This window comes from Mesorhizobium sp. LMG 17147, from assembly GCF_024297145.1.
Taxonomy (GTDB): domain Bacteria; phylum Pseudomonadota; class Alphaproteobacteria; order Rhizobiales; family Rhizobiaceae; genus Mesorhizobium.
In genome coordinates, this window is sequence record NZ_JANCTC010000027.1 from 28637 (window position 1) to 46275 (window position 17639).

18 protein-coding genes are annotated in these 17639 nt (G+C 62.9%); 15 read left to right on the top strand and 3 right to left on the bottom strand.

Annotated features, from left to right (window positions below):
* Positions 1 to 105 precede the first annotated feature (105 nt).
* On the bottom strand, positions 106 to 339 hold the full coding sequence (locus NMG46_RS27420; protein ID WP_254820451.1) for a type II toxin-antitoxin system Phd/YefM family antitoxin: 234 nt from the start codon (positions 337 to 339) through the stop codon (positions 106 to 108).
* Between the two features lie 209 nt (positions 340 to 548).
* Here NMG46_RS27420 and NMG46_RS27425 point away from each other — a divergent pair, with 209 nt between their 5' ends.
* The 7 genes from NMG46_RS27425 to lepB all read left to right on the top strand — a co-directional run bounded on the left by NMG46_RS27425 (position 549) and on the right by lepB (position 7410).
* Complete coding sequence (locus NMG46_RS27425; RefSeq protein ID WP_023719708.1) at positions 549 to 944, top strand: DUF4345 family protein; 396 nt, start codon at positions 549 to 551, stop codon at positions 942 to 944.
* A 246-nt stretch (positions 945 to 1190) separates the two neighbouring features.
* Entirely contained in the window at positions 1191 to 1751 is a 561-nt protein-coding gene (locus NMG46_RS27430; RefSeq protein WP_254820452.1) for a F0F1 ATP synthase subunit delta, read from the top strand.
* Positions 1751 to 3280 carry a F0F1 ATP synthase subunit alpha gene (atpA, locus tag NMG46_RS27435; RefSeq protein ID WP_254820453.1) on the top strand — a complete coding sequence of 510 codons (1530 nt, stop codon included), beginning with the start codon at positions 1751 to 1753 and terminating at the stop codon, positions 3278 to 3280. Before NMG46_RS27430 ends, atpA begins: the two co-directional genes overlap by 1 nt.
* Positions 3281 to 3308: 28 nt before the next feature.
* Complete coding sequence (locus tag NMG46_RS27440) at positions 3309 to 4193, top strand: F0F1 ATP synthase subunit gamma (RefSeq protein ID WP_254820454.1); 885 nt, start codon at positions 3309 to 3311, stop codon at positions 4191 to 4193.
* 67 nt (positions 4194 to 4260) lie between these two features.
* Complete coding sequence (gene atpD / locus NMG46_RS27445; protein WP_254820455.1) at positions 4261 to 5826, top strand: F0F1 ATP synthase subunit beta; 1566 nt, start codon at positions 4261 to 4263, stop codon at positions 5824 to 5826.
* A 114-nt stretch (positions 5827 to 5940) separates the two neighbouring features.
* A complete protein-coding gene (locus NMG46_RS27450) occupies positions 5941 to 6348 on the top strand; it encodes a F0F1 ATP synthase subunit epsilon (protein WP_254820456.1) in 408 nt (135 codons plus the stop codon).
* Positions 6349 to 6672: 324 nt separating this feature from the next.
* On the top strand, positions 6673 to 7410 hold the full coding sequence (lepB, locus tag NMG46_RS29795; RefSeq protein WP_368389325.1) for a signal peptidase I: 738 nt from the start codon (positions 6673 to 6675) through the stop codon (positions 7408 to 7410).
* 1 nt (position 7411) lies between these two features.
* Here lepB and uxuA read toward each other — a convergent pair whose 3' ends face one another.
* Both uxuA and NMG46_RS27465 read right to left on the bottom strand, forming a co-directional pair.
* Positions 7412 to 8590: a mannonate dehydratase gene (gene uxuA / locus NMG46_RS27460; protein WP_254820457.1), complete on the bottom strand. Its 1179-nt coding sequence runs from the start codon at positions 8588 to 8590 to the stop codon at positions 7412 to 7414.
* Positions 8587 to 10065, bottom strand: coding sequence for a mannitol dehydrogenase family protein (locus NMG46_RS27465; RefSeq protein WP_254820458.1), 1479 nt, complete (start codon positions 10063 to 10065; stop codon positions 8587 to 8589). Before NMG46_RS27465 ends, uxuA begins: the two co-directional genes overlap by 4 nt.
* 174 nt (positions 10066 to 10239) lie before the next feature.
* Here NMG46_RS27465 and uxaC point away from each other — a divergent pair, with 174 nt between their 5' ends.
* The 8 genes from uxaC (at position 10240) to NMG46_RS27505 (ending at position 17383) form a co-directional block, all read left to right on the top strand.
* On the top strand, positions 10240 to 11649 hold the full coding sequence (uxaC, locus tag NMG46_RS27470) for a glucuronate isomerase (protein WP_254820459.1): 1410 nt from the start codon (positions 10240 to 10242) through the stop codon (positions 11647 to 11649).
* Positions 11650 to 11689: 40 nt separating this feature from the next.
* Positions 11690 to 12667: a TRAP transporter substrate-binding protein gene (locus NMG46_RS27475; protein WP_254820460.1), complete on the top strand. Its 978-nt coding sequence runs from the start codon at positions 11690 to 11692 to the stop codon at positions 12665 to 12667.
* A 103-nt stretch (positions 12668 to 12770) separates the two neighbouring features.
* Complete coding sequence (locus NMG46_RS27480) at positions 12771 to 13298, top strand: TRAP transporter small permease (protein WP_254820475.1); 528 nt, start codon at positions 12771 to 12773, stop codon at positions 13296 to 13298.
* A 4-nt stretch (positions 13299 to 13302) separates the two neighbouring features.
* The gene (locus NMG46_RS27485) at positions 13303 to 14583 is read left to right on the top strand and encodes a TRAP transporter large permease (protein WP_254820461.1); all 1281 of its coding nucleotides are present in this window, start codon (positions 13303 to 13305) and stop codon (positions 14581 to 14583) included.
* A gap of 10 nt (positions 14584 to 14593) precedes the next feature.
* A complete protein-coding gene (locus NMG46_RS27490; RefSeq protein WP_254820462.1) occupies positions 14594 to 15370 on the top strand; it encodes a FadR/GntR family transcriptional regulator in 777 nt (258 codons plus the stop codon).
* A gap of 28 nt (positions 15371 to 15398) precedes the next feature.
* Positions 15399 to 16256 carry a 5-dehydro-4-deoxy-D-glucuronate isomerase gene (gene kduI, locus NMG46_RS27495; protein ID WP_254820463.1) on the top strand — a complete coding sequence of 286 codons (858 nt, stop codon included), beginning with the start codon at positions 15399 to 15401 and terminating at the stop codon, positions 16254 to 16256.
* Positions 16253 to 17020: a 2-dehydro-3-deoxy-D-gluconate 5-dehydrogenase KduD gene (kduD, locus tag NMG46_RS27500; protein ID WP_254820464.1), complete on the top strand. Its 768-nt coding sequence runs from the start codon at positions 16253 to 16255 to the stop codon at positions 17018 to 17020. The genes kduI and kduD overlap by 4 nt, the downstream gene beginning before the upstream one ends.
* 24 nt (positions 17021 to 17044) lie before the next feature.
* Entirely contained in the window at positions 17045 to 17383 is a 339-nt protein-coding gene (locus tag NMG46_RS27505; RefSeq protein WP_254820465.1) for a cupin domain-containing protein, read from the top strand.
* Positions 17384 to 17639: the final 256 nt, after the last annotated feature.

Here is a 17639-nt window from a genome sequence, read left to right on the forward strand (position 1 = left end):
GTTGTTCGGCAAGCCAGTTCTGCACGTGTGACGGAAGCAGAGGCCGACCAGGTGCAAATGCCGAGAGAAAAGACTTATCAAGCAGACAGCCGGTCAAAACTCCACTTACCGCGACGGCGATTCGTTTCGCTCAAGCTCGATGCCGCCTGGATACCGAAGCAGGAAATCCACGAAGTCTTTTTGGCTGTTCTGCGGATAAAGTTTCCGTCCCTCACCGATTGACACCACCATGACTGCGGGCTTGCCGTGCTTGGTGATAACCGTGGGCTCACCGTTCTCAGCAGCCTCCACGAGCGCGGAAAGGCTGGCCTTTGCCTCTCGTAGTTGCATCGTCTTCATGCGCGGAACCCCTTGTGGTCTCATGTAGCCACAAATAGGAATTGTGCAGAAAAAAACAGCCGGTCGTGTAACATCCTGTTAGCCCGGTCGAGACAACGGCGCGCGCGTTGGGCTGACGCGCCCTGCATATTGCCGACGGCCATCTGGCGCATGTCAGTTGCTTCGCTAGAATGTCCGAAATTTCGACTATGCATTTACGAGGGGACAAGATGGAATTTGCGTTTCCATGGCCGATGAGCCAGGGCGAGTGGCTGGCATGGTCGAGCGCGGTCGCGACCTTATTGCTCGGCCTATTGCTATTCCTGGCGCCACAGCTGGCATTCCGCATCCTGCGGCTGCAGGTCAGACCGGAGAAGGCAGCGGCGATCGCTGAGGGGCGCGGCCGGATGTCGGGCTTCTATCTCGGCGTCAGCCTGTGCTGCATCCTCCTGGCGCAGCCGCTGCTCTACATGGCGCTCGGCTTCTCCTGGCTGTTCACCGCCTTCGGCCGGCTGCTGTCGATGATGTCGGACGGCGCCAATACGCCGTTCAACTGGGCTTCCATCGTCGTCGAGCTGGTGCTGGCGGCGCTGCCGCTTGCCTTCGCCTTCGGCTTTTTGCCCTGAATCAGGGATCAATCCGGGGTTGGTTGCTGAACTCCGCCAGCGGATGCGACAATAGTGCCTGAAAACCATGCCGGACGACGCATTGCGGTCTGAAAATGCCTGTGCTAGACGGCAATCGACTTTCGACCGGGGATAGCGGAAGCCGCGCCTCCGTGCTTGGAAAAATGCAGTAAGGTCAAAGATTTAGCCAGAGTTTTTGCTCGCGCCAACAATCTGCGGCCTGTCAGACAAGAGAAAAGACGGTCCGTGGCCCAATCGTCATCGCCAATCTCAGGTGTCGCAGAACGCTATGCGGGTTCGCTGTTCGAACTCGCGCTGCAGACCAATTCGGTCGCGAGCGTCGAGGCCGACCTCAACAGGTTCGAAGCCATGCTCGAAGGCAGCGCTGACCTTTCGCGGCTGATCAGGAGCCCGGTCTTCTCCAGCGAGGACCAGGCCAAGGCGATCGCCGCGATCGCCGACAAAGCAGGGATTGCCGGCCTCACCGGCAATTTCCTGCGCGTCGTTGCCCAGAATCGCCGGCTGTTTGCCGTGCCCGGCATGATCAAGGCGTTCCGCCAGATCGCCGCCGAACACCGTGGCGAGACCGCTGCCGAGGTCACCTCGGCGCATGCGCTGACGCCTGCCCAGGAAACCGAGCTGAAAGCGGCGCTGAAAAGCGTCGCCGGCAAGGACGTGGCGATCACGGTCACCGTCGATCCGTCGCTGCTCGGCGGACTGGTGGTTAAGATCGGGTCGCGCCAGATCGATACGTCGCTCAAAACCAAACTCAATTCGCTCAAGCTTGCACTGAAAGAGGTCGGCTGATGGACATCCGCGCCGCGGAAATTTCCGCAATTCTGAAAGACCAGATCAAGAATTTCGGCAAGGAGGCCGAGGTCTCCGAAGTCGGCCAGGTGCTGTCTGTCGGTGACGGTATCGCCCGCGTCTACGGTCTCGACAATGTCCAGGCCGGCGAGATGGTCGAGTTCCCCGGCGGCATCCGCGGCATGGCGCTCAACCTCGAAGCCGACAATGTCGGCGTCGTCATCTTCGGCGCTGACCGCGACATCAAGGAAGGCGACACCGTCAAGCGCACCGGCGCCATCGTCGATACGCCCGTCGGCATGGGCTTGCTCGGCCGCGTCGTCGACGCGCTCGGCAACCCGATCGACGGCAAAGGCCCGATCCAGGCCACCGAGCGCAAGCGCGTCGACGTCAAGGCGCCCGGCATCATCCCGCGCAAATCGGTGAACGAGCCGATGTCGACCGGCCTCAAGGCCATCGACGCACTGATCCCGGTCGGCCGCGGCCAGCGCGAACTGGTCATCGGCGACCGCCAGACCGGCAAGACCGCGATCATCCTCGACACCATGCTCAACCAGAAATCGGTGCACGACAACGGCCCTGAGAAGGAAAAGCTGTACTGCGTCTATGTCGCCGTCGGCCAGAAGCGCTCGACGGTGGCGCAGTTCGTCAAGGTCCTGGAAGAGCGCGGCGCGCTCGACTATTCGATCATCATCGCCGCGACCGCCTCCGATCCGGCGCCGATGCAGTTCCTGGCGCCGTTCACCGCCTGCACCATGGGCGAATATTTCCGCGACAACGGCATGCATGCGCTGATCAGCTACGACGATCTGTCGAAGCAAGCCGTCGCCTATCGCCAGATGTCGCTGCTGCTGCGCCGTCCGCCGGGCCGCGAGGCCTATCCGGGCGACGTCTTCTACCTGCACTCGCGCCTCCTTGAGCGCGCCGCCAAGCTCAATGACGAAAATGGCGGCGGTTCGCTGACGGCGCTGCCGATCATCGAGACGCAGGCCAACGACGTTTCGGCCTACATCCCGACCAACGTCATCTCGATCACCGACGGCCAGATCTTCCTGGAAACCAATCTGTTCTTCCAGGGCGTCCGTCCGGCGGTCAATGTCGGCCTGTCGGTGTCGCGCGTCGGCTCCTCGGCGCAGATCAAGGCGATGAAGCAGGTTGCCGGATCGATCAAGGGCGAGCTTGCGCAGTACCGCGAGATGGCTGCTTTCGCGCAGTTCGGCTCCGACCTCGATGCCGCCACGCAACGCCTGCTCAACCGCGGCTCGCGCCTGACCGAGCTGTTGAAGCAGCCGCAATTCTCGCCGCTCAAAGTCGAGGAGCAGGTCGCGGTGATCTTCGCCGGCGTCAACGGCTATCTCGACAAGCTGGCGATCAACCAGGTCGGCAAGTTCGAGCATGGCCTGTTGTCGCATATGCGCTCGGCCGGCAAGGACGTGCTCGACGGCATCCGCAAGGAGAAGGCGCTGTCCGACGATCTGCGCGCCAGGCTGAAGGCAGAAATCGACGCCTTCGCCAAGACCTTTGCTTGAGCAGGACGGACGGGATCAGGTTTGAAGCATGCCTTCGTTAAAAGACCTTCGTAACCGTATCGCCTCGGTCAAGGCGACGCAGAAGATCACCAAGGCGATGCAGATGGTCGCCGCGGCGAAGCTGCGTCGCGCGCAGGAAGCGGCGGAAGCGGCGCGTCCCTATTCGGAGCGCATGGGCGCGGTGCTGGCCAACATCACCCAGGCGATCGGCGGCGGCGGCGATGCCCCGGCGCTAATGACCGGCACCGGCAAGGACGACGTGCATCTGCTTGTCGTCTGCACGGCCGAACGTGGTCTGTGCGGCGGCTTCAATTCGCAGATCGCCCGTTTTGCCCGCGACCACATCCGCAAGCTTCTGGCCGACGGCAAGCAGGTCAAGATCATCTGCGTCGGTAAGAAGGGGTTCGACATATTGCGCCGCGACTACGGGGCATTGATCATCGAGCGTGTCGATCTGCGCGAGGTCAAGACGCTGGGCTTCGTCAATGCCGATGCCATCGCCAAAAAGGTGATCCACCTGTTCAACGAAGGCGGCTTCGACATCTGCACGCTGTTCTATTCGCAGTTCAAGTCGGTGATCAGCCAGATCCCGACCGCGCAGCAAATTATCCCGGCGGGCGCGCCTTCGGCTGCCGCGGAAGTGAAGGATGGCGGCAGCGCTGTCTACGAATACGAGCCGGAGCCGGGCGAAATCCTCTCCGATCTCATCCCGCGCAACATTTCCGTGCAGGTTTTTCGCGCGCTGCTCGAGAATGCTGCCGGCGAGATGGGCGCCAAGATGAGCGCCATGGACAATGCGACGCGCAACGCCGGCGACATGATCAACAAATTGTCGATCACCTACAACCGCCAGCGGCAGGCGCAGATCACCAAGGAATTGATCGAAATCATTTCGGGCGCCGAGGCGCTCTAGGCACGCTCGCAAGGAGGTCATCGACCTCAAGCGTGTGAGAAACAAAGAGACGAAAAGGGTAAAGACGATGGCGAAAGCAGCGACCCCGAAGACGGCAGCCCCTAAGGCCGCGGCACCAGCAAAGGCTGCGGCGGCAAGCAAGGCCGCTCCGGCCAAGAAGGCGGCAGCAACCAAGGCCGCCGCTGTGAATACGCCGGCCGCCACCATCAAGAAAACCGGCTTGGCCGGCAAGGTTCGGCAGGTCATCGGCGCCGTTGTCGACGTCCAGTTCGGCGAACATCTGCCGGCGATCCTGAACGCGCTTGAGACGATCAACGTCGGCAATCGCCTGGTGCTCGAGGTTGCCCAGCATCTGGGCGAGAACACCGTGCGCTGCATCGCCATGGACTCGACCGAAGGGCTGGTCCGCGGCCAGGACGTCTATGACACCGGTGCACCGATTACCGTGCCGGTCGGCCCGGGCATGCTCGGCCGCATCATTAACGTCATCGGCGAGCCGGTCGACGAGGCAGGCCCAGTCGACGGCATCGAGATGCGCTCGATCCACCAGCCGGCGCCGACCTATGTCGAGCAGTCGACGGAAGCGCAGATCCTGGTCACCGGCATCAAGGTGCTCGACCTGCTGGCCCCCTATGCCCGCGGCGGCAAGATCGGCCTGTTCGGCGGCGCCGGCGTCGGCAAGACGGTGCTGATCCAGGAACTGATCAACAACGTCGCCAAGGCGCATGGCGGCTTCTCGGTGTTCGCCGGCGTCGGCGAGCGCACCCGCGAAGGCAACGACCTCTATCACGAGTTCATCGAGTCCGGCGTCAACAAGAAGGGCGGCGGCGAAGGATCCAAGGCGGCGCTCGTCTATGGCCAGATGAACGAGCCGCCGGGCGCCCGCGCCCGCGTCGGCCTGACCGGCTTGACGGTTGCCGAATATTTCCGCGACCAGGGCCAGGACGTGCTGTTCTTCGTCGACAACATCTTCCGCTTCACGCAGGCGGGTTCGGAAGTGTCGGCGCTGCTCGGCCGCATTCCTTCGGCCGTGGGCTACCAGCCGACGCTGGCCACCGACATGGGCGCGCTGCAGGAGCGTATTACCACGACGACCAAGGGCTCGATCACCTCGGTGCAGGCGATCTATGTGCCGGCCGACGACCTGACCGACCCGGCACCGGCGACATCGTTCGCCCACCTCGATGCGACGACCGTGCTCAACCGCGCGATTTCGGAAAAGGGCATCTATCCCGCCGTCGATCCGCTCGATTCGACTTCGCGCATGCTCGACCCGATGGTTGTCGGCGAAGAGCACTACCAGGTCGCCCGCCAGGTGCAGTCGATCCTCCAGCGCTACAAGTCGCTGCAGGACATCATCGCCATCCTGGGCATGGACGAGCTGTCGGAAGAGGACAAGCAGACGGTTGCCCGCGCCCGCAAGATCGAGCGCTTCCTGTCGCAGCCCTTCTTCGTCGCCGAAGTGTTCACCGGCGCACCGGGCAAGCTGGTCGACCTCGCCGACACCATCAAGGGCTTCAAGGGCCTTTGCAACGGCGACTACGACCATTTGCCGGAGGCTGCCTTCTACATGGTCGGCGGCATCGAGGAAGCGGTCGAGAAGGCACAGCGCCTGGCGGCCGAAGCGGCTTAATTTAGGGAATAGGGAGTAGTCGGTAGTGGTTAGGGAATAGCAGCTGCGTGATGTGGGCCGGTTAGGGCCAGTTGCTACTGCCTAGTTTCCTATTCCCTACTCGCTAAATTGATCATGCCTGAAGCTTTCAAATTCGAACTGGTCTCGCCGGAGCGCCTCTTGGTTTCCGAGCAAGTCGAATCCGTCGTCATCCCGGGCGCCGAAGGCGAGATGACTGTCATGGCGCATCACGCCCCGGTCATGACCACAATCAAGCCGGGCGTCGTTACGCTGAAGACCGCGCAAGGCAAGGAAGAGCGCTATGTGGTGTTCGGCGGCTTTGCCGACATCGTTCCGGCCGGCTGCACGCTGCTGGCGGAATCGGCTGTGGCCGTCGGCGACATCGACCGCGCCGACCTTGCCCGCCGCATCCAAGAGGCAAAAGAAGACGCCGCCGACGCCAAGGACGATCAGACCCGCAGCAAGGCCGAGCAGTTCCTTAGCCAACTCACCACGCTCGAAGGCGCCATCCTGCCGGCTTGAGGTTCGCTCAAATGACTGACTGAAAAAGCGGGCTTGCCCCGCTTTTTTGTTTGGTGGACAGTCTGGCTGCCTGGGCATTGAGGGGTGGCCGTGACGGAAGAAACAGCGCAACGAGAAACAGCTTCGCGATCCCTGTGGTCGACGGCCTTGGTGTCAGCCTTCGGCGGTCCGTTCGGCGGCTTTCTGTGGATCGGCAGCGGCAAACTGGCCGTCGTCAGCCTGGTGGTGATCAGCGTCGTCGTTTTCGCGCTCATTTACATTGGCTTTCCGGTATTGCCTGGCGTCGATCTTGGTTGGTGGGCCAATTTTTCAGGGATCGGTTTGATGGCCCTGTGGGCAGCGATCGTTGTTCCCTTCGCGCACCGGTTCAAGCCGGACAGATGGTACGCGCACGGGCTTTCGGTGCTGGTGCTCGTCTTTCTGACCACGTATCCGGCCGCATTTGCGATGCGCGCGTTCCTATTCCAGCCGTTCTCCATGCCGTCCAGCAGCATGGTTCCAACGCTGGCGGACGGGGATCATTTCTTCGTTTCCAAATTCGCCTACGGCTACAGCCGCTATAGCGTCCCGTTTGGACTGCTGCCTGTTGACGGCCGGATATTCGGCGCCGAGCCAAGGCGAGGAGATATTATGGTGTTCAGGCTGCCATCTGAACCGGACATAGACTACGTCAAGAGAGTCATCGGCTTGCCCGGCGATAGGATTCAGATGGTCGGCGGGGTGCTCCACATCGATGGCGTGCCAGTGAAGCTAGAGGATGTCGGTGACTATTCCTCCGGCGAAGTACAGTCGGCCAAGCTCCAGCGGGAGACACTGCCGGAGGGCATTTCTTATTCGGTAATCGACTTAGGCAACTCGATCGGCGACGACACACGCGAGTTTGTGGTGCCTACGGCAGAGTATTTCACATTGGGGGACAATCGCGACAACTCCAACGATAGCCGCTTCCTGGTGGGTTTTGTCCCCTATGAAAATCTGGTCGGCAAGGCCGTGCGGCTGTTCTGGAATTCCAAGGGCGTCGACTATTCTTCCCGACAAATATTGGATCCTTCAGGCAAATAGCTCAAACTGTCAGCGACTCCACTGCGCGCATGACGCCGCGCAGTTCGGCGAGGCCCTTCAGGCGGCCGATGCAGGAATAGCCGGGGTTCACCTTCTTGCCGATGTCGTCGACGATGGCGTGGCCATGGTCGGGACGCATCGGAATCTGCCAGTCCGCCCTGCCTGCCGCCTTGCGCCGCCGCTCTTCGCCAATCAGCGCCGACACGACCGCCACCATGTCGGTGTCGCCGTCGAGGTGCTCGGCTTCGTGGAAGGAGCCGTCTGGCTCCTTGGTGACGTTGCGCAGATGGGCGAAATGGATTTTTTCGGCGAAGGCCTTGGCCATCGTCGGCAGATCGTTCTGCGCGCCCGCGCCGTAGGAGCCGGTGCACAGCGTCAATCCGTTGGCCGGCGAAGCTACGGCGTCGAGCAGCGCGCGGGCATCATTGGCATTGGAAACGATACGCGGCAGGCCGAACAGCGAAAAAGGTGGATCGTCGGGGTGGATCGCCATCCTGACCCCGGCCTCTTCGGCCACCGGCACGATCTCGCGCAGGAAGGCAAACAGGTTTTCGCGCAGGCCTTCGGTGGAGACGTCCTTGTAGAGGTCGAGGGCGCGGCGGAAGCTTGTCCGATCGAAGATGAATTCGCGCGCCGGCACCCAGCCGATCAGGTTGCGCTCCAGCCTTGCCTTGTCGCTGTCGCTCATCCCTTGCAGTCTCACACGCGCGGCCTCGACGCGGGCCGGCGGGTGATCGGCCTCCGCCCCTTCTCGCTCAAGGATGAAGACGTCATAGGCGCAGAGCTCGACGACATCGAAGCGCAGCGCCGTGCCGCCATGCGGCATGGGATAATCGAGATCTGTGCGCGTCCAGTCGGTGATCGCCATGAAATTATAGCAGACGGTATTGATCCCGGCGGCGGCGACGGAGCGGACCGACGCCTTGTAATTGTCGATCAGGGTGCGCCAGTTGCCGCTGCGGGTCTTGATGTCCTCATGGACGACAATGCTTTCGACCACATCCCAGGTCAGGCCCGCTGCCTCGATGTCGGCCTTGCGCCTGACGATCTCGTCCGCCGGCCAGGCGCGGCCGTCATTGAGGTGATGCAGCGCACTGACGATGCCGACGGCGCCGGCTTGACGGACATGAGCAAGCGTCACCGGATCGTCTGGCCCGAACCAGCGCCAGGTTTGTCTCATGGCTTCTCACTCCGTACGCCAAGCGCCGCGAAGGCAGCGGCAGGTCCGCCCCGCCGCAGGCGCTCGAGATGGGCTGCTGTCAGATCGATCAGTGTCATGCGGTGGGAATGGTCTTTGGCGAAGCCGGCGAGATCGAATATCGCTGTCACCGTTTCATCAGCCGGCCGGCTGCCGAGCGCCGTGAGCGGAGTGTCGATCGGGTCGGTAAAATGGGCTTCCGGCAAGGTTTTGCCGCGCGCCTCGCAAGCGGCGATCCAGGCCGCCACCACCAGCATGAGATGCGCGGGCGGGTCACCGGCGCTCAGTCGATCGAGGGCCGAGGCGACTATGCGCTGCGGCAGCTTCTGGCTGCCGTCATTGGCGATCTGCGCCGTGCGATGGGCGAGCGCGGTGTTCGAATAGCGCTCGGCGAGCTGGGCCGTGTAGCCGGCCGTATCGAGCCCGGCGTCCTGCGGAAGTGTCGGGATGGCCTCGGCCCATAGTCCGTCGACGAATTGCCGGATCGCCGGATCGGCAAAGGCGCGGTCGACCGTGTCGTAGCCGCTGAGCAGGCCGAGATAGGCGATTGCCGAATGCGAACCGTTGAGCAGCCGCAGCTTCATGTCCTCGAAGGGCCCGACGTCGCCGACCATGGTGACGCCGAACTTTTCCCAGACCGGCCTGCCTGCCGGGAAATCATCCTCGACCACCCACTGGCAGAACGGCTCGGTCATCACCGGCCAGGCATCCTCGATGCCGAGCTCGACGGCGATACGCGCCCGGTCGGCATCGGTGGTCGCCGGCACGATGCGGTCGACCATGCTTGACGGGAAGGCGACGCCGTCGGCTATGTGCCCGGCAAGGCCGGGATCGCGCAGTGCTGCGAATTCGACCAGCAGGCGGTGCAGCGTGGCGCCATTGGCCGGAAGGTTGTCGCAGCAGAGCACGGTGAAAGGCTTGATGCCGGCGAAACGGCGGCGCAACAGCGCTTCGGTGAGAAAACCATGCGCCGTCCGTGGCATTTGCGGGTTAGCCAAATCATGGACGATGTCCGGATGGGTGCTGTCCAGACCGCCGCCGGCTGCTCTCAGATAAGCCTTTTCGGTGATCGTGAGCGTAACGATGCGGGTGCGCTGATCCGTCAGAGCGGCGAGCACCGCAGCCGGATCTTCCGGCGCCACCAGCATCGACAGGATCGAACCGACGACGCGCAGCTCTTCGCCGATGCTGCTCCTGATCGCCAGCGTGTAGAGGCCATCCTGCGGCGCCAGGGCGTCGCGCGTGTCCGGACTGCGCAAGGACACGCCGACAATGCCCCAGTCCGCTTCTCCCGCCGCCAGGCAGTCGTCGACATAGGCCGCCTGATGGGCGCGATGGAACGCACCGACGCCGAGATGGACGATGCCCGGTGCGATGCCGCCGCGGGCGTAGCGCGGAACCGCGACCGAAGCCGGCAGTGCCGTCAGCGTGCTGTTGGAAAGGCGTCTGTTGGTCATTGCGCCACGTGTCTGATCGAGATTGTTGGGTCCTGCTGGCAGGCGGCGTAACACCCGATGCCGTCACGCACAATGGGCAATGGCCGACGAAAAGTCATCATACAACAACCCAGTTTTTGTATGTTGACATTATTTCTTTCCAACCCTACCGATGTCCGGGTTGGGAGGATCTACGTGGCCGCATTGACGGATCCGGATTTGCTGTTTGCCGCCGAGGCGCGCCCGCTTTCGCTGGCCCGCGATCTCTACGCCGCGGTCAAGGATCTGCCGATCGTCAGCCCGCACGGCCACACCGATCCGCGCTGGTATGCGCTCAACGAGCCGTTTCCCGATCCGGCGCAATTGCTGATCGTGCCGGACCACTACATTTTCCGCATGCTGTTCAGCCAGGGCGTTCTGCTTGAGGAGCTTGGCGTGCCGACGCTTGACGGCTCGCCGGTGGAGACCGACGGCAGAACGATCTGGCGGCGCTTCGCCGAGTATTATTACCTGTTTCGGGGTACGCCGACCCGGCTGTGGTTCGACCATGTGCTCGCCCATCTGTTCGGCATCGACGAGCCGCTGAATGCCAAGACAGCCGACCGCCACTACGACACGATCGCGACGCTGCTGCAGCGTGAAGACTATCGCCCTCGGGCGCTGTTCGAGCGCTTCAACATCGAGGTCATCGCGACGACGGAGGGCGCGCTGGACGATCTCCAATCGCATCGAACGATCCGCGACAGCGGCTGGCAGGGCCGCGTCGTCACCGCCTACCGGCCGGATGCAGTCGTCGATCCCGATTTCGAAGGCTTCTCGGCCAATCTCGACCGACTTGGCGGCATCACCGGCTGCGACACTGGCACTTGGGCCGGCTATCTCGATGCGCATCGCCAGCGGCGCGCCTTCTTCAAGAGTTTCGGTGCGACGTCCTCCGATCACGGCCATCCGACGGCCGACACCGCCAATCTTTCGGATGCCGCCGCCGCGGAGCTGTTCAACCGTATCCGCCGGGGCTCGGACGACGAGCGCGAGCGAAAATTGTTTCGCGCCCAGATGCTGACCGAGATGGCCAAGATGAGCCGCGACGACGGGCTGGTCCTGCAGATACATCCCGGCTCCTGGCGCAATCATTCGCCTTCTATCTTTCAGAAGTTCGGCAGGGACAAAGGCTTCGATATCCCGACCCGAACCGATTATGTGACGGCGCTGAAGCCGCTGCTCGACTGTGTCGGGCTGGAACGCGACCTCACCATCGTCCTCTTCACCCTCGACGAGACCAGCTATGCGCGCGAGCTGGCGCCGCTCGCCGGCGTCTACCCGGCATTGAAGCTCGGGCCGGCCTGGTGGTTCCACGACAGCCCCGAAGGCATGCTCAGGTTCCGTGAGATGACCACCGAAACCGCGGGTTTCTATAACACCGTCGGTTTCAACGACGACACCCGCGCCTTTCCATCCATACCGGCCCGCCATGATGTGGCGCGCCGGGTCGATTGCGCTTTTCTGGCGCGTCTCGTCACTGAGCATCGGCTCGGCGAAGATGAGGCGCACGAGCTGGCGCAGGAACTTGCCTATACGCTCGCGAAAAAGGCGTACCGGCTCTAACGGCGCTTGCCGCCATCGTTTAAAAAACGGGAGGAAACCAATGCTGCATTTTTCTAGACTGGCGGGAGCTACGCTAGTTGCCGCCGCACTGCTGGCCGGATCGGCAAGCGCCCAGACGGTCCTGCGCTCGTCCGACACCCACCCGGATGGCTACCCGACGGTCGAGGCGGTCAAATATTTCGGCGAGCTGGTGAAGGAGCGCACCGCCGGCCGCTATGTGGTCGAGATCTATCCTTCCGCGCAACTTGGCGAGGAAAAGGACACGATCGAGCAGGTGCGCACCGGCGTGATCGATCTCAACCGTGTTTCGATGGCGCCGTTCAACGGGCTCATCCCCGAGACCACCGTGCCCTCGCTGCCCTACATCTTCCGTTCGGAAGACCATATGCACAAGGTCATGGACGGGGCGATCGGCGACCAGATCGCGGCGGCGTTCGACCAGGTCGGGCTGGTGCTGCTCGCCTTCTACGACGGCGGTGCCCGCTCCTTCTACAATTCGAAGAAGCCGATCAACACCGTAGCCGATATGGCCGGCATGAAGTTTCGCGTCATCCAGTCCGACATCTTCGTCGACATGGTGGCGGCACTCGGCGCCAACGCGACACCGATGCCTTATGGCGAAGTGTATTCGGCGATCGAGACCGGGGTCATCGACGGCGCGGAGAATAATTTTCCGAGCTACGACACCGCCAAGCATGCGGAAGTCGCCAAGTATTATTCGCTCGACGAGCACACGATGGTGCCGGAAGCCTTCGTCATGGCGAAGTCGAGCTGGGACAAGCTGACGCCGGAAGACCAGGCGATCTTCAAGGCGGCCGCCAAGGAAAGCGTCGCCAAGCAGCGCGAGCTGTGGACCGCCAAGGTCAAGGAATCGCGCGCCAAGGTCGAGGCAGCAGGTTCGCAGATCACGACGCCGGACAAGCAGCCCTTCATCGACGCGATGGGGCCGGTCTACGAGAAGCACGTCAAGGACGACAAGCTGAAGGCCATGGTCGAAGCCATCAAGGCCGTGCAGTGATCAAGCGGCGGCGCGGACATTTCGCGCCGCCATCCTCTTGCGGAGAAAACCGGTGACTTCCAGCCCAAAACCAAGACCGCTTCTGTCCGGCGTCGCGCAAGTGATGTCGCGCGTCAGCACGGCGGCGCTGTCGATCGCCGGCATCGGGCTGGTGCTGATGACCGCCTTCGTCGCATGGCAGGTGTTCGGCCGCTATGTTCTGAACCGCTCGCCGAGCTGGACCGAGCCGGGCTCGGTGATGCTGATGAGCTGGTTCATTTTCCTCGGCGCCGCCGTCGGTGTGCGCGAGAACTATCATCTTGGTTTCGACGTCCTGCTCTACGTGCTGCCGAAAGGCGGCAAGCGTTGGCTGCGGATGATTTCGGACCTCGTCGCGCTCGCCTTCGGCATCGGCATGATCTGGTATGGCAGCCAGCTGGTCGCATTGACCTGGGGTTCTACCTTGCCGTCACTCGGCATATCGGGGGGCTGGGATTACGTCCCGCTTGTCGCGGGAGGGGCGCTCATCGTGCTCTTCACGCTGGAGCGCATCGCGCTTCGCCTCTCCGGTGCGCCGATCGACGATGCCCTCGATGAACTGCCGCCGGCCGAAGTTGCGGCCGAACTCGACACCGCGAACGTGAAGGTCTGACGCCATGGAACTGTGGATTCTGTTCGGCGTCTTCACCCTGCTGATGCTTATCGGCACGCCGATCGCTTTCTGCCTCGGCGTCGCAAGCCTTGCCACCGTCCTCTATATGGGTCTGCCGCCGCTCATCGTATTCCAGCGACTGAATTCCGGCATGAGCGTCTTTTCGCTGCTGGCCATTCCGTTTTTCATCTACGCCGGCGACTTGATGGTGCGCGGCGGCATCGCCAGCAAGATCGTTGCCTTCGCCGGCTCGCTCGTCGGTCATTTGCGCGGCGGCCTCGGGCAGGTCAACATCGCCACCGCCACACTGTTCGGCGGCATTTCCGGGTCGGCGGTTGCGGAGGCAGCGGCGGTAGGCGGCCTGATGATCCCGCAGATGAAGGCGCGTGGATATGGAGCGGACTACGCCGTCAACGTCACGTCGATGGCTGCGCTGATCGCGCTGCTTCTGCCGCCGTCGCACAACATGATCATCTACTCGATCTCGGCAGGCGGAAAGATCTCCATCGCCGATCTGTTCACGGCCGGCATCATCCCGGGCCTGCTGTTGGCCCTGTCACTGATGATCACCGCCTATTTCGTGGCGCGCTCCCGCGGCTATCCGACCGAGCCGTTTCCGGGCTTCACCGCCGTTGCGCATCTCTTCGCCGTCGCGGTGCCCGGCCTGCTGCTGATCGCGATCATCTTCGGCGGCGTACGATCGGGCGTGTTCACGGCTACCGAGAGTTCCTGTATCGCCGTCATCTATGCGTTGTTCGTAACCGTCTTCGTTTACCGGCAGATGACCTGGGAAGGTTTCGTTCATGCCACCTACGGCGCCGTGCGCACCACGGCCATGGTGCTGCTCATCATCGGCATGGCGGCGGCGTTCTCCTGGTTGATGGCCTTCCTGAAAGTGCCGGCAGCGCTCATCGCCTCCATGAACGCGATCTCGGACGATCCGCTGGTCGTGCTTCTCCTGCTCAACCTCCTGATGCTGTTCCTCGGCACCTTTATGGACATGGGGCCGACCATCATCATTTGCACGCCGATCTTCCTGCCCGTGGCGCAGGCCTACGGCGTCGATCCGGTGCATTTCGGCGTCATCATGATCCTCAATTTCGGCATCGGGCTGAACACGCCGCCGGTGGGCGCGGTGCAGTTCGTCGCGTGCGCAGTGGGCAAGATATCCGTCTGGGAATCGATGCGCTCGATCTGGCCGTTCTATGGCGCAGGCCTCGTGGTGCTGGGGCTCGTCACTTACATTCCGGCCATTTCGCTGTGGCTGCCGAGCGTCTTCAAATAGGAGGTGCGACATGGCCTCAGACACCGCAGCCGGCCTCCGCGTCGAACGAAGACCGAAACTTTCGGAAACCGTCGTTGCGGCGATCCGCAAGCAACTGCAGGCGGGCGAGATCCAGCCAGGGCAGAAGCTGCCGACCGAGGGCCAGTTGACCGAGACCTTCGGGGTCAGCCGCACTGTGATACGCGAAGCGCTGGCCAAACTTGCCGCGGACGGCCTGGTCGAGCCGCGCCAAGGCGCCGGGGTCTTCGTCACCGAGCATATCTCGACAGCATTCGGTGCTCTTGCGGCGGAGATGGGCAGCAAGGATTCGATCGCCCTCAACGTGCTCGAAGTCAGGTTGGCGATCGAGATCGAATCCGCCGGGCTCGCTGCCATCCGCCGCAACGCCGCGCAGGAAGCGGCGATCCAGGAAGCCTTCTTCGAATTCGAACGGCTGCTCCTCAACAGCGAGCCGACGGGACCGGCCGACCTTGCTTTCCACCGCGCAATCGCCAGCGCCACCAACAATCCGTTCTATGTCGAGATGCTCGACGTGCTCGGCCGGCGCGCCATTCCTTGCGACGTGACCTCGCCATGGTCGACCGAGATCGCCCAATCGGACGCCTACCAGCGCGGCCTGCAACGTGAGCATCTGGTGATCCTCAAGGCCATCTCGGCAGGCGATGCGGAGGCGGCCCGGGAGGCGATGCGCGCGCATCTGGGTGCCAGCCAGCAGCGCTATCGCGAGCGCCTGCACGCGCGCCAGGTTTTTTATGCCGACTCGGTCAAGGCCGCGGGAACTGAATAAGCAATTGAGGCAGCCCCATGGGACAGCAATGAATCACACTGACAATCATACGGATTTCACCTCCCGCTTCGCCATCGATCCTGTTTCTGCCGCTGCCATGGGAACGGACGAGCTGCGACACAATTTCCTGATCGAGGACTTGTTCCGGCCCGGCCGCATCGGCCTGACCTACACCCACTACGACCGCATGATCGTCGGCGGCGCCATGCCCGCCGGCGCGCCGCTGCCGCTGCAGGCGATCAAGCCGACCGGGACGAAGAATTTTCTCGACCGCCGTGAGATGATCATCGTCAACATCGCCGGTGCCGGCATCGTGAAAGCCGGCGGTCAACCCTACGAGCTGCAGGCGCGCGACATGCTCTATCTCGGCATGGGCACGGATGAGGTATCGTTCGCTGCGACCAATCCGGCAGCGCCGGCTAAATTCTACCTGCTCAGCGCGCCGGCGCATCAGGGCCATCCCAACCGGCTGATCCGCATCGGCGATGCCAAGCGGCTCGATCTCGGCAGCCAGGCGACCTCCAACGAGCGCTCGATCTTCCAGTTCATCCATGCCGATGGGGTAAAGACCTGTCAGCTTGTCGTCGGCATGACGCAGCTTGCCTCCGGTTCGGTCTGGAACACCATGCCATGCCATGTGCATGACCGGCGCATGGAAGCCTATCTCTATTTCGATCTGCCGGAGGCGGCGCGGGTGTTTCATTTCATGGGCGAGCCGGACGAAACGCGCCATCTCGTCATGCGAAACGAGGAGGCGGTGCTGTCGCCGGGATGGTCGATCCATTCGGGCGCCGGCACCTCGAACTACGCCTTCATCTGGGCGATGGCCGGCGACAATGTCGACTATACCGACGTTGACCTGGTAATGATGGAGGAGCTCAAGTGAGCGACCTCTCTGCGTTCAGTCTTGCCGGCAAGCACATCCTCGTTACCGGCGCCAATACCGGCATCGGCCAGGGCATCGCCGTGTCGATCGCGCGCGCCGGTGGTGCGGTGGTCGGCGTTGGCCGGTCGGCGATGGACGAGACGGCGGAGAAGATTGCGGCGGCCGGCGGCCGCTTCGAGGCAGTCCGCTGCGACCTTGGCGACGATGCCGCTGCCCAGGCGATGCTTGACCGCGTCTGGGACGATACGGGGCCGCTCGACGGCGTGGTCAACAATGCCGGCATCATCCGGCGTGCCGATGCGGTCGACTTGACCAAAGCCGACTGGGACGACGTCATCGGCGTCAATCTCAAGACGGTGTTCTTCCTCAGCCAGCGCTTTGCCAGGCGCGTCCTTGCCGAGCCGGGGCGGCGTGGCAAGATCGTCAACATCGCCTCGGTACTGAGCTTTCAGGGCGGCATTCGTGTCGCCTCCTACACCGCCTCCAAACACGGCGTGCTCGGCATCACCCGGCTGCTGGCATGCGAATGGGCGGCAAAAGGCATCAATGTCAACGGCATTGCGCCGGGCTATATCGAGACCAACAACACCGAGGCGCTGCGCGCCGATCCCGACCGCAGCGCGTCGATCCTGGCGCGCATTCCGGCCGGGCGCTGGGGCGCGCCGGAAGACATCGGCGACGCAGCCGTCTTCCTGCTGGCGCCGGCGTCGAACTATATGCATGGCGCGGTGATGCCGGTGGACGGCGGCTGGCTGGCGCGATGAACAACCAAAGATGAGAGTTTGGCGATGACCGGAACCAAAATCTTCTCGCATGCCGGTGAGGGCGCATGGACGCCGACGCCGGATGGCAACCGCAGACGCGTGCTCCTGCACACGGACGAGCTGATGATGGTCGAGTTCGGTTTCGACAAGGGTGGCGTCGGCGCGCTGCACTCGCACCCGCACGTCCAGGCGAGCTACGTCGCCGAAGGGCGCTTCGAGGTCACCATCGACGGCAGGACCGAGATCCTGGAAGCCGGAAGCAGCTTCATCGTTCCTTCCAACCTTGTCCATGGCGTCAAGGCGCTGCAGGCGGGACGACTGGTCGACAGCTTTACGCCGCACCGCGCCGATTTCCTCGACTGAGCTGCGGGCCCGAAGATCAGGCAGCCGGTTCTCAGAACGAAAAAACCCGCGCCTCCGGAGAGACGCGGGCGTGTTGCCTGGGCGCTTGTGGCGCCGCGGTACTCAAAACATCACCGCAGAACCTGAACCTGCCGAATGATGGTGAAGATAGGATTAACCGCTCCGAGGCGGTGCGATATTCACAGCCAAAGCGAATAGGGGCTGGAACGACGGTCTGATATCGGCCAATGAGAGAGAAGTTCGCCTCAGACGGTGC